Origin of the sequence: Pseudomonas chlororaphis subsp. aurantiaca, assembly GCF_013466605.1 — a bacterium.
GTDB lineage: Bacteria > Pseudomonadota > Gammaproteobacteria > Pseudomonadales > Pseudomonadaceae > Aquipseudomonas > Aquipseudomonas chlororaphis_I.
In genome coordinates this window covers 1,669,165-1,685,593 of the sequence record NZ_CP059162.1, presented here as the reverse complement: position 1 = coordinate 1,685,593, position 16,429 = coordinate 1,669,165, and the positions used below count along the sequence as shown (strand labels likewise).

Annotated in this window: 15 protein-coding genes; 9 read left to right on the top strand and 6 right to left on the bottom strand. The window is 64.6% G+C overall.

What is annotated here, in order from left to right:
• Together H0I86_RS07665 and H0I86_RS07660 are read left to right on the top strand one after the other, a co-directional pair.
• Positions 1-2,160: a type I secretion system permease/ATPase gene (locus H0I86_RS07665; protein WP_180924585.1), complete on the top strand. Its 2,160-nt coding sequence runs from the start codon at positions 1-3 to the stop codon at positions 2,158-2,160.
• Positions 2,161-2,170: 10 nt separating this feature from the next.
• Positions 2,171-3,526: an HlyD family type I secretion periplasmic adaptor subunit gene (locus H0I86_RS07660; RefSeq protein WP_180924584.1), complete on the top strand. Its 1,356-nt coding sequence runs from the start codon at positions 2,171-2,173 to the stop codon at positions 3,524-3,526.
• Between the two features lie 26 nt (positions 3,527-3,552).
• On the opposite strand, the gene H0I86_RS07655 is transcribed toward H0I86_RS07660, so the two are convergent.
• Positions 3,553-4,170 (bottom strand): tRNA-uridine aminocarboxypropyltransferase, encoded by a 618-nt coding sequence (locus H0I86_RS07655; RefSeq protein WP_180924583.1) that lies wholly within the window; start codon positions 4,168-4,170, stop codon positions 3,553-3,555.
• 10 nt (positions 4,171-4,180) lie between these two features.
• Positions 4,181-5,074, bottom strand: a complete 894-nt coding sequence (locus H0I86_RS07650) for a LysR family transcriptional regulator (protein WP_180924582.1) — start codon at positions 5,072-5,074, stop codon at positions 4,181-4,183.
• 373 nt (positions 5,075-5,447) lie between these two features.
• Between H0I86_RS07650 and speB the strand changes: the two genes are divergently transcribed.
• The 6 genes from speB (at position 5,448) to H0I86_RS07620 (ending at position 11,049) form a co-directional block, all read left to right on the top strand.
• Positions 5,448-6,398, top strand: coding sequence for an agmatinase (gene speB / locus H0I86_RS07645; protein ID WP_007920678.1), 951 nt, complete (start codon positions 5,448-5,450; stop codon positions 6,396-6,398).
• Between the two features lie 9 nt (positions 6,399-6,407).
• Positions 6,408-6,830, top strand: coding sequence for a YybH family protein (locus H0I86_RS07640; RefSeq protein WP_180924581.1), 423 nt, complete (start codon positions 6,408-6,410; stop codon positions 6,828-6,830).
• A gap of 54 nt (positions 6,831-6,884) precedes the next feature.
• Positions 6,885-8,396, top strand: coding sequence for a purine-cytosine permease family protein (locus H0I86_RS07635; RefSeq protein WP_180924580.1), 1,512 nt, complete (start codon positions 6,885-6,887; stop codon positions 8,394-8,396).
• Positions 8,397-8,536: 140 nt separating this feature from the next.
• A complete protein-coding gene (locus H0I86_RS07630) occupies positions 8,537-9,916 on the top strand; it encodes a sodium:solute symporter family protein (protein ID WP_180924579.1) in 1,380 nt (459 codons plus the stop codon).
• An 85-nt stretch (positions 9,917-10,001) separates the two neighbouring features.
• Positions 10,002-10,727, top strand: coding sequence for an MBL fold metallo-hydrolase (locus H0I86_RS07625; RefSeq protein WP_180924578.1), 726 nt, complete (start codon positions 10,002-10,004; stop codon positions 10,725-10,727).
• A 70-nt stretch (positions 10,728-10,797) separates the two neighbouring features.
• Complete coding sequence (locus H0I86_RS07620) at positions 10,798-11,049, top strand: acyl carrier protein (RefSeq protein WP_180924577.1); 252 nt, start codon at positions 10,798-10,800, stop codon at positions 11,047-11,049.
• 143 nt (positions 11,050-11,192) lie between these two features.
• Here the strand turns inward: H0I86_RS07620 and H0I86_RS32070 are convergent, their stop codons facing one another.
• Positions 11,193-11,321, bottom strand: coding sequence for a PA1414 family protein (locus H0I86_RS32070; RefSeq protein WP_009042667.1), 129 nt, complete (start codon positions 11,319-11,321; stop codon positions 11,193-11,195).
• Between the two features lie 138 nt (positions 11,322-11,459).
• The gene (ptrR, locus tag H0I86_RS07615; protein WP_180924576.1) at positions 11,460-12,341 is read right to left on the bottom strand and encodes a putrescine utilization regulator PtrR; all 882 of its coding nucleotides are present in this window, start codon (positions 12,339-12,341) and stop codon (positions 11,460-11,462) included.
• Positions 12,342-12,445: 104 nt separating this feature from the next.
• Here ptrR and H0I86_RS07610 point away from each other — a divergent pair, with 104 nt between their 5' ends.
• Positions 12,446-13,606 (top strand): MFS transporter, encoded by a 1,161-nt coding sequence (locus H0I86_RS07610; protein WP_180924575.1) that lies wholly within the window; start codon positions 12,446-12,448, stop codon positions 13,604-13,606.
• Positions 13,607-13,614: 8 nt separating this feature from the next.
• On the opposite strand, the gene H0I86_RS07605 is transcribed toward H0I86_RS07610, so the two are convergent.
• Both H0I86_RS07605 and H0I86_RS07600 read right to left on the bottom strand, forming a co-directional pair.
• Complete coding sequence (locus tag H0I86_RS07605; protein ID WP_180924574.1) at positions 13,615-14,538, bottom strand: DMT family transporter; 924 nt, start codon at positions 14,536-14,538, stop codon at positions 13,615-13,617.
• A 152-nt stretch (positions 14,539-14,690) separates the two neighbouring features.
• Complete coding sequence (locus H0I86_RS07600) at positions 14,691-16,139, bottom strand: NCS1 family nucleobase:cation symporter-1 (protein WP_180924573.1); 1,449 nt, start codon at positions 16,137-16,139, stop codon at positions 14,691-14,693.
• Between the last annotated feature and the right edge of the window lie 290 nt (positions 16,140-16,429).

Genomic DNA, 16,429 nt, shown 5'->3' with positions numbered 1-16,429 from the left:
GTGACCAGCATGGAACCGGGGAGCTCAGGCGTCGATCCGCGCCTGAGCTTTGATGACCCGTTGTTGGACGGATTGCTGATCCTCTGCAAACTGCACGACTGCACCGTCAGCCGTGCCAGCCTCAGCGCGGGGCTGCCCCTGGCCCAGCAACGCCTGAGCCTGGACCTGCTGCCCCGCGCCGCGGCCCGCGCCAGCCTGCAGGCTCGCTTGCTGCGCCGCGAGCTGTCGGCGATCTCCAAGCTCAACCTGCCGGTGCTGCTGATCCTCAAGCATGGCCGCTGCGCGGTCCTGCGCCGCTGGGGCGATGACGGCCAGGCGCTGATCCTGCCCAGCGAAGCCGAGGGCGGCGAACAGTGGGTCAGCCAGGCGGAGCTGAACGACGACTACAGTGGCCAGGCGCTGTTCGCCCGGCCACGCCATGAACTGGAAGAGCTACGCAACTCCCTGGTGCCACGGGTCGAAGCCTGGTTCCGCGACACCCTGAAACTCTCGCGCTGGCTGTACAGCGACGCGATCCTCGCCAGCCTGTTGATCAACCTGCTGGGGTTGATGGTGCCACTGTTCGTCATGCAGACCTACGACCGCGTGGTGCCCAACCAGGCCACCTCGACCCTCTGGGTGCTGGCCATCGGCCTGTTGATCGGCACCGGCTTCGAGCTGGTGTTGCGGGTGGTGCGCGCCCATCTGCTGGACAGCGCAGGCAAGCGCACCGACGTGATCCTCTCCGCCACCCTGTTCGAGCGCATCACCGGCATGGCGATGAAAGCCAAGCCGGCGACCATCGGCGGCTTCGCCCAGAGCATCCATGACTTCCAGGGCCTGCGCGAGTTTCTCACCGCCGTGACCCTGACCAGCCTGATCGACCTGCCCTTCGCCGTGCTGATGCTGCTGGTGATCGGCCTGCTCGGCGGCTGGCTGGTGGTGATTCCGCTGCTGGCGTTTCCCCTGACCATCGTCTTCGCCATGCTGATCCAGGCCCGCCTGCGCGACACCGTGCAAAAGAGCCTGAGCCTGGGCGCCGAACGCCAGGCGCTGCTGATCGAGACCCTCGGCGGCCTGGAAACCCTCAAGGCCTGCTGCGCCGAAAGCGAACGCCAGCACCGCTGGGAAAGCACCCACGGCGCCCTCACCCGCCTCGACAGCCACGCGCGCAATCTCTCGGCCCTGGCCACCAACGGCACCCTGTTCATCCAGCAGTTCTGCGGCATGGCGACCATAGTCGCCGGGGTCTACAGCATCATCGCCGGCAACCTCAGCGTCGGCGCGCTGGTGGCCACCTACATGCTCGGCAGCCGCGTCCTGGCGCCGCTGGGGCAGATCGCCGGGCTGATCACCCGCTACCAGCAGGCGCAACTGACCATGCGCAGCACCGACGCCCTGATGGCCCTGCCCCAGGAACGCGATGCCCGCCAGCGCCCGCTGGAGCGCACGCAACTGCAAGGCGCGCTGGCGCTCAATCAGGTGACCTTCCGTTATCAGGGGCAGAATGCCGCGGCCCTGAGCAACATCAGCTTCAGCATGCAGCCCGGCGAACGCATCGGCATCATCGGCCGCAGCGGCTCCGGCAAGAGCACCCTGGGACGCCTGGTCATGGGTTTCTATGCCCCCGAGGAAGGCCAGTTGCTGCTGGACGGCCTCGACCTGCGCCAGCTCGACGTGGCCGACCTGCGCCAGCAGATCGGCTATGTCGCCCACGACCTGCCGCTGCTGGCCGGCAGCCTGCGCGACAACCTGACCCTCGGCGCCCGCTACATCAGCGATGCGCGCATGCTCGAGGTCGCCGAGCTGACCGGGGTCACCGAACTGGCCCGCCAGCATCCCCAGGGCTTCGACCGGCCGGTGGGCGAGCGTGGCCAGTTGCTGTCCGGCGGCCAGCGCCAGGCGGTGCTGCTGGCCCGGGCGCTGCTGCTGGACCCGCCGATCATGCTCCTGGACGAACCCACCAGCGCTATGGACAACAGCAGCGAAGACGCCCTGCGCCAGCGCCTGCACGCCTGGGTACAGGGCAAGACCCTGCTGCTGGTGACCCACCGCACCTCGATGCTCAGCCTGGTGGACCGGCTGGTGGTCCTGGACAACGGACGGATCGTCGCCGACGGGCCGAAAGAAGCGGTCATCGATGCACTGCGCAAGGGCCGTGTCGGCTCTGCGGCGGTCTAGGAGTCGCTCCATGCCTGCCTCATCGCAATCACGCGGCTACTTCGCCAGCCTGCGCAAAAGCGCGGAAAGCGAGTTCATGCCCGAAACCGCCGGCGCCTCGTTGCAGGACTCGCCCCGCGGCTCGCGCATTGTCGTCTGGCTGACCACCGGGCTGCTTATCAGTGCCCTGCTCTGGGCCAAATTCGCGGTGCTGCAGGAGGTGACCACCGGCGAAGGCAAGGCCATCCCGTCGAGCAAGGTGCAGGTGGTGCAGAACCTGGAGGGCGGCATCGTCACCGAGATCTTCGTGCGCGAAGGGCAGATGGTGAACAAGGGCGACACCCTGCTGCGCCTGGACGACACGCGTTTTTTGTCGAACAAGGGCGAAAGCGAGGCCGACCGCTATGCCTTGATGGCCCAGGTCGAACGCCTGTCCGCCGAAGCCGAGGGCCGGCCGTTCAAGCCGTCCGACGAGGTGGTGGCCAAGGCGCCGCAGGTGGCGGAGGACGAACGCTCGCTATATGAACAGCGCCAGCGCCGCCTGGCCAGCGAACAACGGACCCTGAGCGAACAGCTGCGGCAAAAGACCCAGGAACTGGCGGAGTTCCGCTCGAAACAGGGGCAGTTCAGTTCCAGCCTGGCCCTGCTCAACCAGGAGATGAACATGTCGGCGCCGCTGGTGAGTACCGGCGCGGTGTCACCGGTGGAGATCCTGCGTCTCAAGCGCAGCGCCGTGGAAATCCGCGGCTCGCTGAATGCCACGACCCTGGCCATTCCCCGGGCGGAATCGGCGATCAACGAAATCAGGAGCAAGATCGACGAGTCCGAACAGGGCTTCCGTTCCGATGCGGCCAAGGAACTCAACGAGAAACGCACCGAGCTGTCGAAGATCACCGCCTCGAGCATCGCCATCGACGACCGGGTGACCCGCACCACCGTGACCTCGCCGGTGCATGGGGTGATCAAGCAGCTCAAGGTCAACACCATCGGCGGCGTGGTCCAGCCGGGCAGCGACATGCTGGAAATCGTGCCGCTGGAGGATAACTTGCTGATCGAGGCCAAGGTGCGGCCGCAGGACGTGGCCTTCCTCCATCCCGGGCAAAAAGCCATGGTCAAGTTCAGCGCCTACGACTACACCATATACGGCGGCCTGAGCGCCAAGCTGGAACTGATCGGCGCCGACACCATCACCGACGACAAGGGCAACAGCTTCTACCTGATCCAGGTACGCACCGACAAGAACCACCTGGGCGGCGACCTCAAGCCCCTGCTGATCATCCCCGGCATGGTTGCCACGGTGGACATCATCACCGGCGAGAAAAGCGTGCTCGACTACCTGCTCAAGCCGGTGCTCAAGGCGCGGACCGAGGCGATGCGCGAGCGTTAACCTGTAGCCGCTGCCGCAGGCTGCGGCTACAGGGAGTCGTCCTGCGCCCGCAGGTGGTTACGCTGATAGGTGTCTTCCCCCATCGCCGCGATCTGCCCGTTGATCAAGGCCTCGAAAGGTTTCAGCAAGGGCTCGAACGAGGCTGGCGCCTCCAGGGTCTGCAGGGCCTGGACGATGGCTTCGATGGTCGACAAGGCCCCAGGTCCCGGCGCCTTGCGCAGCCGGTAACGGGACACCGCGCCTTCGGCCAGGGTGACCCGGGGCAACGCCGCCAGCAGCGGATTGAGGTGCAACAACTTGCGCGCCTTGCGCCAGGTGCCGTCGGGCACCACCAGCAGCAAGGGCTGCTCGTCCGGCGCGCTGGAATAGGCCTGCAACGGCTGCGCGTCCTCCACCGGGAACAGCAGGCGCGCCTGATACCCGGGGCAGCTCAACAGCTTCGGCAGGTCGTCAAACACCTCCCCGACGATCAATTCGGCATTGTTCAGCCCCAGCGCCGCCAGCCGTGCGGTATTCAGCGCGTGGTTCACTTCGCTGGGATGCTGCAACAGCAGGATCCGGGTGCGGCTGTCCAGCCGTGGAATCAGCGGGCACAGGCAATGGGTTTTCGGGCGCAGGCAACGCGGGCACTGGACTCTCGACATAGTGGCCTCCTCAGACCTGGTTGAGCTGCGCCTTGAGCAGGTCGCGGAACGTCTGGATCAGCGGCTCCCGGCTACGGCCGCGGCGCACGATCATCGAAAACGGCGCCTGATAGCCGAAGGTGGCCGGCAGCAGTACGCGCAAGTCGCCCTTGTCGGCCCAGGCCTGGGCGTAATGCTCCGGCAGGTAGCCGATGTAGGCGCCGGACAGTACCAGGATCAGCTGCGCCTCCATGCTCTCCACCGTCGCCGCGCTGTGCTTGAAGCCGTGGCGAGCCAGTTCGGCCTGGCTCCAGTAGCCACGGCCGACCATGCGCTGCTGGGTGATCACCTGCTCGGGGATGCGCCGCTCGTTGAACAGCGGGTGCCGGTTGCTGCAATACAGCCAGTGCTGCTCGCGGTACAGCGGCATGTACACCAGCCCGCTCATGCGCGTGGAGAACGCGCCGATGGCCAGGTCCAGACGGTTGTCCTGCACGCCGAGCTGCAATTCGTAGGGGCTGAGCACCGACAGATGCAAATGCACCGCCGGGTGTTCCTGGCTGTAGGCGCCGATGGCTTCAGCGAACGGCAGGGCTTTGTCACTCACCGTCGAGTCGATCACCCCCAGGTTGAGGGTGCCGCGCAGTTCGCCCTTGAGCGCCGCGGCGTACTGCTCGAAGCCTTCTAGCTCGCCCAGCAGGCGCAGGGTTTCCTGGTGGAACAGCTCGCCCTTGCTGGTCAGGCTGAAACCGCCGCGGCCACGGTGGCACAGGACCAGCCCCAGGGCCGATTCGAGCTGGCTCATGTAGGTGCTGATGGCCGACGTGGAGAGGTTCAGTTCGTGCTGGGCATTGGCGAATCCCTGATGCCGCACCACGCTGACGAAGATGCGCAATAGTTTCAGATCAGGTAAAGCGTTGGCCATGGGAGCTCCACAAGGAAAATCGACAACGGGGATCAGGTATCAGGGTCATCCAGACCTCATTGGCGTTCCTTCATGAACAGCGTCGCGACGGTGATCATGACCGCTGAGCGGCCAATCGCGGGCAAGCCTCGCTCCCGCTTCTGTAGGCGCGAGGCTTGCCCGCGAATGATCTCCGGTCCGGGTAGTACCGCTCTCACAGGGCCAGAGTCTATCCTTTACGAGCGCCATTAGTTTAGAAAAATCTGAACTAAGTATTTGCCCGTAGCGATTCTTCCCACCCACTACATTTCGCAGAATCGGCCCCACTCGGTTTCGCCGGCAGTCATTGCCGCGCCGTAAACCCCATAAATAAAACAACGATGAGGCCAATCCCGTGGACAAGATTCTCCACCAACCACTGGGCGGCAACGAAATGCCGCGCTTCGGCGGCATCGCCACCATGATGCGTCTTCCCCATGTGCCGACCCCGGCCGGCCTGGATGCCGCCTTTGTCGGCGTACCGCTGGACATCGGCACCTCGCTGCGCGCTGGCACCCGCTTCGGGCCCCGAGAGATCCGCGCCGAATCGGTGATGATCCGTCCGTACAACATGGCCACCGGCGCCGCGCCCTTCGACTCGCTGAACGTGGCCGATATCGGCGACGTGGCCATCAACACCTTCAACCTGCTGGACGCCGTGCGCATCATCGAAGAAGCCTACGACGGCATCCTCGAGCACAACGTGATCCCGCTGACCCTGGGCGGCGACCACACCATCACCCTGCCGATCCTGCGTGCCATCCACAAGAAACACGGCAAGGTCGGCCTGGTGCACATCGACGCCCATGCCGATGTCAACGACCACATGTTCGGCGAGAAGATCGCCCACGGCACCACCTTCCGCCGCGCCGTCGAAGAAGGCCTGCTGGACTGCGACCGCGTGGTGCAGATCGGCCTGCGCGCCCAGGGCTACACCGCCGAAGACTTCAACTGGAGCCGCAAGCAGGGTTTCCGCGTGGTGCAGGCCGAAGAGTGCTGGCACAAGTCGCTGGACCCGCTGATGGCCGAAGTACGGGCGAAGGTCGGTGACGGCCCGGTGTACCTGAGCTTCGACATCGATGGCATCGACCCGGCCTGGGCGCCTGGCACCGGCACCCCGGAAATCGGCGGCCTGACCACCATCCAGGCGATCGAGATCGTCCGTGGCTGCCAGGGCCTCGACCTGGTCGGCTGCGATCTGGTAGAAGTCTCGCCGCCGTACGACACCACCGGCAACACCTCGCTGCTGGGCGCCAACCTGCTGTATGAAATGCTCTGCGTACTGCCGGGCGTGGCGCGTCGCTGAGGCCCGGCCATGAACGAGCGCGAGCAGGTTCTCAAAGCCGCCGCCGACCTGGTGGCAGCCTTCGCCCGTAACGATCGCGAAGCCTACTTCGGTGCGTTCAGCGTTGACGCCAGCTTCGTCTTCTACACCCTCGCCCAGCCCCTGCTGTCCCGCGACGCCTACCAGGCGCTGTGGGACAGCTGGCGCCGCGAGGATGGCTTCGAAGTGCTGTCCTGCACTTCGAGCAACGCCTTTGTCAGCCTGCTGGGGGACACCGCGGTATTCATTCATGACGTCGCCACCGAGCTGCGCATGCAAGGGGAGCAACACTTCAGCCAGGAGCGCGAGACCATTGTTTTTTGCAGACAAGGGTCCGGCACACAACAACAAGGCCTATGGCTGGCCTGCCACGAACATTTGTCCGCAATGCCGGAAGGGCTGCCACCCCCTTAGCCAGAAAGGTGACGCTCACGCACGATGAGCGCGCCCTAGTGATCGGAGCAGATCATGAATAACAACAACAAAGAAAAAAGCCTTAGCCACATCGAAACAAACGGGGTCGAACAGATCCCCGACCATGAACGCGACGCCCGGCCCAGCGACCTGTTTCGCCTGATCTTCGGCGGCGCCAATACCTTTGCCACCGCCGTGCTCGGCAGTTTCCCGGTGCTGTTCGGCCTGTCCTTCCAGGCGGGTGTCTGGGCGATCGTGCTGGGCGTGATCCTGGGGGCACTGATCCTCGCGCCGATGGGTCTGTTCGGGCCGATCAACGGCACCAACAACGCGGTTTCTTCCGGTGCGCACTTCGGCGTGCACGGGCGGATCGTCGGCTCGTTCCTGTCGTTGCTTACCGCCATCGCCTTCTTCTCGCTCTCCGTGTGGAGTTCGGGGGATGCCCTGGTGGGCGGCGCCAAGCGCCTGATCGACCTGCCGGAAACCGACCTGACCCTGGGCCTGGCCTACGGCCTGTTCGCGATCCTGGTGCTGACGGTGTGCATCTACGGCTTCCGCTTCATGCTGTGGGTCAACCGCATTGCCGTATGGGCGGCGAGCCTGCTGTTCCTGCTGGGGATCTTCGCTTTCGCGCCGGCCTTCGACAGCCAGTTCGCCGGAACCGTGGCCCTCGGCCAGGCGGGTTTCTGGGCAGCCTTCATCGGCGCCGCGCTGGTGGCCATGAGCAACCCGATTTCCTTCGGCGCGTTCCTCGGCGACTGGTCGCGCTACATCCCCCGCGAAACGCCGAAAGGCCGGATCATGCTGGCGGTGATCGCCGCGCAGATCGCCACCCTGATTCCTTTCCTGTTCGGCCTGGCCACCGCCACCATCGTGGCGATCAAGGCCCCCGACTACATCGCCGCCAACAACTACGTCGGCGGCCTGCTGGCGGTCTCGCCGAGCTGGTTCTTCCTGCCGGTATGCCTGATCGCGGTGATCGGCGGCATGTCCACCGGCACCACCTCGCTGTATGGCACCGGCCTGGACATGTCCAGCGTGTTCCCGCGGGTGCTGTCGCGGGTCAAGGCGACCCTGCTGATCGGCGTGCTGTCGATCGCCTTCATCTTCATAGGGCGCTTCGCCGCCAACCTGGTGCAGAGCGTGTCGACCTTCGCCGTGCTGATCATCACCTGCACCACCCCGTGGATGGTGATCATGCTGATCGGCCTGCTGGTGCGTCGCGGCTTCTACTGCCCGGACGACCTGCAGGTCTTCACCCGTGGCGAGCAAGGTGGCCGCTACTGGTTCCAGCACGGCTGGAACTGGCGTGGCCTGGGGGCCTGGATCCCCAGCGCGCTGGTCGGCCTGTGCTTCGTCAACCTGCCCGGGCAGTTCGTCGGCCCGCTGGGCAACCTGGCCGACGGCATCGATATCAGCCTGCCGGTGACCCTGGGCCTGGCCTCGCTGGTGTACCTGGCCCTGCTCAACCTGTTCCCGGAACCGCCCGCGGTCTACGGCCCCAACGATCCACGTAGCAAGAGCACGGATTCGCTCGGTAAACCGGTCATGCGCCAAGCCGCCTGACTCAAGCATGACCTGTAGCGGCAGGCTCGCCGGCAATCACGCCTCACACGACGGGTCCGCCAGATCGCGTCGCCTCGATTGCGGCAAGCCTCGCTTCTACAGCAAGCCACTATAAGAAAGACAATCGGAGACACGCCATCATGGCTTTAGATCTACTCGTCGTACTCATCTACGCCGCCGGCATGCTGGTGCTCGGCTATTACGGCATGCGCAAGGCCAAGACCCACGAGGACTACCTGGTAGCCGGCCGCAACCTGGGCCCGAGCCTGTACATGGGCACCATGGCCGCCACCGTACTGGGCGGGGCCTCCACCGTCGGCACCGTGCGCCTGGGTTATGTCCACGGAATCTCCGGTTTCTGGCTGTGCGCGGCACTGGGCCTGGGCATCATCGCCCTCAACCTGCTGCTGGCCAAACCCCTGCTCAAGTTGCGGATCTTCACCGTTACCCAGGTCCTGGAAAAACGCTACAACCCGATGGCCCGCCAGGCCAGCGCGGTGATCATGCTGGCCTACGCGCTGATGATCGGCGTGACCTCGATCCTCGCCATCGGCACCGTGCTGCAAGTGCTGTTCGGCCTGCCGTTCTGGATCTCGGTGCTGCTGGGCGGCGGCGTGGTGGTGATCTATTCGGCGATCGGCGGCATGTGGTCGCTGACCCTGACCGACATCGTCCAGTTCGTGATCAAGACCGTCGGCCTGATGTTCATCCTGCTGCCCATCTGCCTGTACCGCGTCGGCGGCTGGGACGAGCTGGTGGCCAAGCTGCCGGCGTCCAGCTTCAGCTTCACCACCATCGGCTGGGACACCATCGTCACCTACTTCATGATCTACTTCTTCGGCATCCTGATCGGCCAGGACATCTGGCAACGGGTGTTCACCGCCAAGACCGAAAAAGTCGCGCAATACGCAGGCACCGTCGCCGGTTTCTACTGCATCCTCTACGGCCTGGCCTGTGCCCTGATCGGCATGGCCGCACACGTTTTGCTGCCGGACCTGGACAACGTCAACAACGCCTTCGCCGCCATCGTCAAAGCCTCGCTGCCGGACGGTATCCGTGGCCTGGTGATCGCCGCGGCCCTGGCCGCCATGATGTCCACCGCCAGCGCCGGCCTGCTGGCCGCCTCCACCACCCTGACCGAAGACCTGCTGCCCAAGCTGCGCGGCGGCAAGCAGTCGAGCCTGGGCATCAACCGCCTGTTCACCCTGCTGACCGGTATCCTGGTACTGGGCATCGCCCTGGTGGTCAACGACGTGATCAGCGCCCTGACCCTGGCCTACAACCTGCTGGTGGGCGGCATGCTGATCCCGCTGATTGGCGCCATCTTCTGGAAACGCGCGACCACCGCCGGCGCCATCGCCAGCATGGGCCTGGGCTTCCTCACCGCGCTGGTGTTCATGTTCAAGGACGGCCTGGATGCCAACACCCCGATCTACTACAGCCTGGCTGTCGGCCTGGTCAGCTTCGTGGCGGTGAGCCTGTTGTCTCGTCGTCCGGCAACCCTGGCCAACGCGATCTAACCTCAGGTCAGACGCCGTACATTTTTCTTCGGCGGGTGCAGCGTCGGTGGCTGCACCCGTTTTTTTTTCGCCTGGAGGAAAGTCGATGAAGATTGTCAGCCGCGACCACTGGTTCGAAGTCAGAAGCCTGAGCGACGGGATTCGGCTGATCCACGAGCCCTATATCCGGCCGTTCTATCGCTGCAACCTGTGGCATATCCAGGGCCGCGACAGGGACCTGCTGCTGGACAGCGGCTCCGGTCTGGTCAGCTTGCGCGAGCAGTTGCCCTGGCTCACCGAACGGCCACTGCTGGCGGTGGCCAGCCATTGCCATTTCGACCATATCGCCGGGCATCACGAATTCCCCGAACGCCTGGTGCACCCGGCCGAGGCGCAGATCCTCGCCGCGCCCGACGGCGCCAATACCCTGTCTGCCGCCTACGTCGGCGACGCGATGTTCGAGGCCCACCCGGATTGCCCGCTGTGCTACGCCGAATATCGGGTCAAGGCCGCCCCGGCGACGCGCCTGATCGAGGAGGGCGACGTGCTCGACCTGGGCAACCGTAGCCTCCAGGTGTTGCATACGCCCGGCCATTCCCCCGGGGGTATCAGCCTCTGGGAGGCCGCCAGCGGCACCCTGTTCAGCGGCGACATCATCTACGACGGCCCGCTGGTCGAAGACGCCTACCACTCGAATCTGGAGGACTACGCCACCAGCCTGGAACGCCTGTACCAGCTGCCGGTGCGTACCGTGCATGGCGGCCATTTCGGCAGTTTTTCGGGAGCGCAGTTGCGCACGATGATCGAGGATTGGATCCGTCGGCCCCCCTGAAGCTGTGCTGTACTGCACACAATCCCGCCCGCTTCAAAGCCCTGCGCAGGCCCCTGGCGAAAAGAGCGACATGAATAGAGCCGAAGTCCGACAAGCCGTGCACGACTTCATCAGCCACCTGCTGGATGGCAAAGACGGATTTGCCGACGATGTGAGTCTGCAGGAACTGGGGTTGGACAAGCAGGATATCGAGGAGCTGATTTTCCACCTGGAAGATCAGTTTGGACTGACCGCCTTCACCCACGAAGAAGACCAGATGCTCAAGGCGGCGAACAGCGCCAATGACTTGAGCCGGTTTCTGCTGAAGATCTCACGGCGCTGAAGATTTCATCGCACCGGGCGCCATTGGCGGGTTGACGGGTTTGGATCAGAAGACGGCAACCGATCACGAGTGAACCTGCCCTCGCGCGGCTGAAAAATGACGGGAGCAGGCTGAAAAGGCCTGCTCCACTCCCGAGTCGAAGGTTAGCGGCGACGCTGTTGCCGACGCCGTTGTTCGTCGTCTGTGCGGATTGGCACCGGCTGCAATGGCGGCTCGATCAGTCCCAGTGCGACCCCGAGGTCGTGAAGCCAGTTTTGCAGTTTCTCTTTCATAGTGCCCCCCTTAAGGGTCGTGCCCAGCGGCAGGGTTCTGGAGCCGCTTAGCTCTGATAATAGCGCTAAGTTCCACGCATTGCTCAACCTGGATGGCAATGATCTGTTACCGGATTAATCTGAATCAGCCTGCCCGTTTCAGGCCGTCGCCCGCAGATCCGTCTGACTCGCCTGTTGCAGCTCGATCCAGGCATTGAGGTTGGCGCCGAGCATGCCTTTGCGCCACATCAGCCAGGTGGTGGCACTGGCGAACGGCTCGGCCAGTGGATGGACCGCCACGCTTTCGCGACCGGGCAGGCTGGCGAGCATCGACTCCGACATCAGCGCCACCCCGGACCCGGCAATCACGCAGGCCAGCATCCCCTGGTAGGACTCGATTTCTATCGCCCGCCCCATGGCCGCATGGTAGTGGGCGAACCAGGACTCCAGGCGCAGGCGATACGAACAGCCGCGGCGAAAGGTGAATACCGCGCGCCCTTCGACATCCCGGGCGCTGCGGATCGGCGGGTGATCCGCCTCGCTGATCAACACCAGCTTTTCATCGCACAGCGGCACTCCGTCCAGGCTGGCCAGCTCCAGAGGGCCGTCCACCAGCGCCGCATCCAGGCGTCCGGCCAGCAGGCCTTCGAGCAGCTCGCTGCTGGGCGCCGATTGCACCTGCAGGTTCACCGCCGGGTAGGCGCGGTGGTAACGCGCCAGCAGCGCCGGCAATTGAATCGCCGCCGTGCTGTACATGGTGCCCAGTACGAAATCCCCGGCCGGTTGACCGCCTTGCACCGCCCCATGGGCCTCATCGCGCAGGGCAAACAGGCGCGCGGCGTAATCGAGCAGCACCTTGCCCGCCGGTGACAGTTGCAGACGCTGACGCTCCCGCAGGAACAGCTCGACGCCCAGTTGCTCTTCCAGTTGCTTGAGCCGCGTCGACAGGTTGGACGGCACCCGATGCAAGCGCTCGGCCGCCCGGGTGATAGAGCCTTCCTCCGCGACCGCCTGGAAGATGCGCAACTGGCTGAACTCCACGACTATTCTCCAAAAACGAACAAGTTACTCAATATTATTCATTTTTATAGAAAGTCAATCAGTCCTAGCCTGACGGTCATTGCCCACTCGACGGAGCCCGGACCATGTCACCGCTGATTCGTTTACTCGCCAGTTTCATCGCCCTGATGATGGCCATGGGCATTGGTCGCTTCGCCCTCACTCCGCAACTGCCGCACCTGCTGAGCGAGGGCCAGGTCGACCTGACCGACACCGGCCTGATCGCCGCCGCCAACTACCTGGGGTATTTCATCGGCGCGCTGGATACCATGTTCGCCCACCGCCCGCCCCAGGTTCGCCGACGTCTGCTGGGCGGGCTGTGGCTGTGCGTGCTGCTGACCCTGGCCTCGTTCTGGGCCGGCGGCTTCTGGTCCCATCTGGTACTGCGCTTCGGCACCGGACTGGCCAGTGCCTGGGTGCTGGTGATGATCACTGCCCTGAGCCAGCCCCTGGCACACGCCACCGACCGGCCACGCCTGGGCGCCCTGGTGTTCGCCGGGCCCGGGCTGGGGATTTTCCTCACCGGCCTGCTGGCCCTGGGCTCGAACCTGCTGGGGCAAAGCTCCGCGACCCTGTGGCTGGTGTACGCCGCGGCCGGCCTGCTGATGCTGCTGGTGATCCTGCCGATCCTGCCGCAACCCGCCATGCCCGCGCTGACCGCCCAGATGCCACACGCCTCGAACCACAGCGGCATCCCCCGCCTCGGGCTGGTTTATGCGCTGTACGGCCTGGGTTACATCATCCCGGCAACCTTCCTGTCACAGATGGCCAGCGCGCGCTTTCAAGGGCAATGGCAGGCCGACCTGTTCTGGCCGTGCTTCGGTCTGGCGGCAGCCATCGGGGTGGGGCTGGTGAGCCTGCGCCGGCACAGCCCGAACGCCACCCGGCACTGGCTGATGGCAACCTTGTGGCTACAAGCCGCCGGGATCTTCGCCTGTCTGCTGGGTAATGGCGCCGGCCTGGCGCTGGGGGTGATGCTCTGCGGCACGCCGTTCCTGGCCTGCATGCAACTGGTGATGCAGCGCTCGCGGGAACTGGCGCCCCACGCCACCCAGCGCAACGCCGGTTTGCTCACGGCCTGCTTCGCCATGGGCCAGTTGAGCGGGCCACTGCTGGCGGCCCTGAGCAGCCATTTCAGTGGCAGCCTGCAACCGGCGCTGATCATCGCCGGCAGCAGCCTGCTGCTGGCGGGGGTTTTGCTGTTGACCCAACAACCGCTTGCCCGGGAGTGCCACGCCACCGCCTGAGCCTGGGGTTACAACAGACTGCGGATCCGCCGGCGCAGCCACTGCTCGGCGCTGACGAAGGTGATGCCCAGCAACACCAGCACCGCGCCGATCACGAAGTTGAGGCTCAGGGGTTCGTCCAGCAACAGGGCTCCGAAGGTAACGCCGAACAGCGGCGTCATGAAGGAAAACACCGCCAGGTTGGCGGCCAGGTAACGGCGCAGCAGCCAGAACCAGGTCAGGTAGCTGAAAAAGGACACCACCAGCCCCTGGAACAGCACGCTGGCCACCGCCACCGGGGTCAGGCTGACATGGGTAACCTGGCCGCTCAGCGCGGCGATCAGCAGCAGGCCGACAAAACCGACGATCAACTGATAGAACAGGGTCAGGGTCGCCGGCGCCTCGGACAGACGCGATGCGCGCACCACCACCGTGGTCGCGCCCCAGGCCAGGCCGGCCAGCACGCCCAGGGCGTCGCCAAGCAGCATGCGCGTGTCCAGGTTTTCCAGTGAAATGCCGCCGGCGAAGGCCACGCCGATGCCAATGAACGCCAGCAGGATCCCCAACCATTGCAGGGGCCTCAGGCGTTCGCTCGGCAGCAGCCAGTTCACCCCCAGCGCGGTGAAGATCGGCGCGGTATAGAGAAACACCGACATGTGCGCGGCGCTGGTGAGCTTGAGCCCTTCGGCGATAAACAGGAACTCCAGGCCGAACAGGCTGCCGGCCAGCAAGCCGCCGCGCCAGGTACTGCCAATCTGCGACCAGCCGCCCTTCCAGCACATCAGCAAGGCTACCAGCAGCGCCGAAATGCCCGAGCGGGCGGCTGCCTGCATCACCGGCGCGATATCCGCCGCGGCCCACTTGATCATCACTTGCTGCACGCCCCAGATCAGGCACAGCCCCAACATCACTTGCAGTGCGAAACCATCGGCACTGCGCCGCTCGATGCTCACCGCGGCCCCTCGGGCAGATTCATAGACATGGCAGTTACTCGACAGAAACGACAAAGCCCCGGAACCGGTCCGGGGCGAAGAATTGATGTGCTGTCGATTATCAACCAAACGGACAGAAAAAAACGCCTGGAAAAAGACCTTTATCCTGACCGTCAGCTCGAGGCTGTCGGGCTCAGCCTCAGGGATGGCGAGGCCTCACGACGCGCGAGGAGGAAAAACAGCGCGCCACCGAGGAAACACCCGGTGAACCAGGCGAAGTTGGCCATCGGCTGCAATGCTGGCGTGAAGGTGATCGCCACACCCATCAGGGTCGCCGGCACCAGCGCCTTGACCGCGGTCCAGTTGACGCCGCCGCTGTAGTAATAACGCCCGTCCGGGCCGTCATTGAACAGCGAGTCGACATCGATCTGCTGCTTTTTGATCAGGTAGTAGTCCACCAGCAGAATGCCGAACAGCGGGCCGATAAAGGCGGCCAGCACGTCGAGGGTGTAATGGATCACCTGGGGGTTGTTGAACAGGTTCCAGGGAGTGATGAAGATCGACGCCAGGGCCGCGATCATGCCGCCGGTGCGCCAGCTGATCCGGCTCGGGGCGACGTTGGCGAAGTCGAAGGCCGGCGAGACGAAGTTGGCGACTATGTTGATACCGACGGTGGCGGTGACAAAGGCGAAGGCGCCGAGCAGCACCGCGACATCATTGTCGATCCGCGCCACGGTGGCGATCGGGTCATGGAGCATTTCACCGAACACCGGCAGGGTGCCGGAGACGATGATCACGGTCACCAGGGAGAACGCCAGGAAGTTCATCGGCAAGCCCCAGAAGTTGCCGCGCCGCACATCCTGCATGCTGCGGCAGTAGCGGCTGAAGTCGCCGAAGTTCAGGGTCGGCCCGGAAAAGTAGGACACCACCAGCGCCGTGGCGACGATCACCTGGCCGAATGCCTGCCAGCCCGACAGCGACTTCTCCCCAAGGGTGAAGCTGATGTTGCTCCAGCCCGCCTTCCACACGATCCAGCCGGCAAGAAGGAACATCACCGCGTAGACCACCGGGCCCGCCCAGTCGATAAAGCGCCGGATCGACTCCATACCGGCCCAGAACACCAGGGCCTGGACCAGCCACAGCGCGAGGAAACCGAACCAGCCCAGGTAGGACAGCCCGGCAAAATGCGGCTCGGCATAGGCCGCCATGGCCGGGAAAAAGCGCAGCACCACGACGATCAGGGCGCTGGACGCCAGGTAGGTCTGGATCCCGTACCAGGCCACCGCGATCAGGCCGCGAATCACCGCCGGGATATTCGCCCCGAACACGCCGAACGCCAGCCGGCAAATGACCGGGTACGGTACCGCCGCCTGCTGGCTGGGCCTGGCCACCAGGTTGGCGATCAGTTGCACGATACAGATCCCCGCCAACAGGGCCACCAGCACCTGCCAACTGGCCAGCCCGAGGGCGAACAGGCTGGCGGCGAATACATAACCGCCGACGCTGTGCACGTCGCTCATCCAGAAGGCGAAGATGTTGTACCAGTTCCACTTCTGCGGCAGCGGCCCCAGGTCCTGGTTATACAAACGCGGGCTGTAGCCCTTCGGTAGTTGCTCGGTCATTGCAAGGCTCCTTGTTGGACAGGCCCTGCCCCCGCGATTGACCTTGCGACCACACTGCGTACGGGAGCTGGCACTAGTTGTATACGAAGTTCTACGCAGAATGCGTGCCATACCGGAAAAACCTGTAGGCGAACGGTGTGGATCGCTTGTCCATCAAGGGCTGGACCTTGGCTACACAACGATGATCAGCAGGCAGGATCAGAGGCAGGCATGCCCGTTGGTTGTGCACGGCTGCCTGATATCAGTGCATCGACAAGGCTCGATCGATTGTATACATCGCCCATGGGATT

Excerpts from the sequence above, each read along its gene's own strand:
- H0I86_RS07660 (WP_180924584.1), top strand. The coding sequence starts at position 2,171 with ATGCCTGCCTCATCGCAATCACGCGGCTACTTCGCCAGCCTGCGCAAA.
- H0I86_RS07655 (WP_180924583.1), bottom strand. The coding sequence starts at position 4,170 with ATGTCGAGAGTCCAGTGCCCGCGTTGCCTGCGCCCGAAAACCCATTGC.
- H0I86_RS07650 (WP_180924582.1), bottom strand. The coding sequence starts at position 5,074 with ATGGCCAACGCTTTACCTGATCTGAAACTATTGCGCATCTTCGTCAGC.
- H0I86_RS07640 (WP_180924581.1), top strand. The coding sequence starts at position 6,408 with ATGAACGAGCGCGAGCAGGTTCTCAAAGCCGCCGCCGACCTGGTGGCA.
- H0I86_RS07635 (WP_180924580.1), top strand. The coding sequence starts at position 6,885 with ATGAATAACAACAACAAAGAAAAAAGCCTTAGCCACATCGAAACAAAC.
- H0I86_RS07630 (WP_180924579.1), top strand. The coding sequence starts at position 8,537 with ATGGCTTTAGATCTACTCGTCGTACTCATCTACGCCGCCGGCATGCTG.
- H0I86_RS07625 (WP_180924578.1), top strand. The coding sequence starts at position 10,002 with ATGAAGATTGTCAGCCGCGACCACTGGTTCGAAGTCAGAAGCCTGAGC.
- H0I86_RS07620 (WP_180924577.1), top strand. The coding sequence starts at position 10,798 with ATGAATAGAGCCGAAGTCCGACAAGCCGTGCACGACTTCATCAGCCAC.
- H0I86_RS32070 (WP_009042667.1), bottom strand. The coding sequence starts at position 11,321 with ATGAAAGAGAAACTGCAAAACTGGCTTCACGACCTCGGGGTCGCACTG.
- H0I86_RS07610 (WP_180924575.1), top strand. The coding sequence starts at position 12,446 with ATGTCACCGCTGATTCGTTTACTCGCCAGTTTCATCGCCCTGATGATG.
- H0I86_RS07600 (WP_180924573.1), bottom strand. The coding sequence starts at position 16,139 with ATGACCGAGCAACTACCGAAGGGCTACAGCCCGCGTTTGTATAACCAG.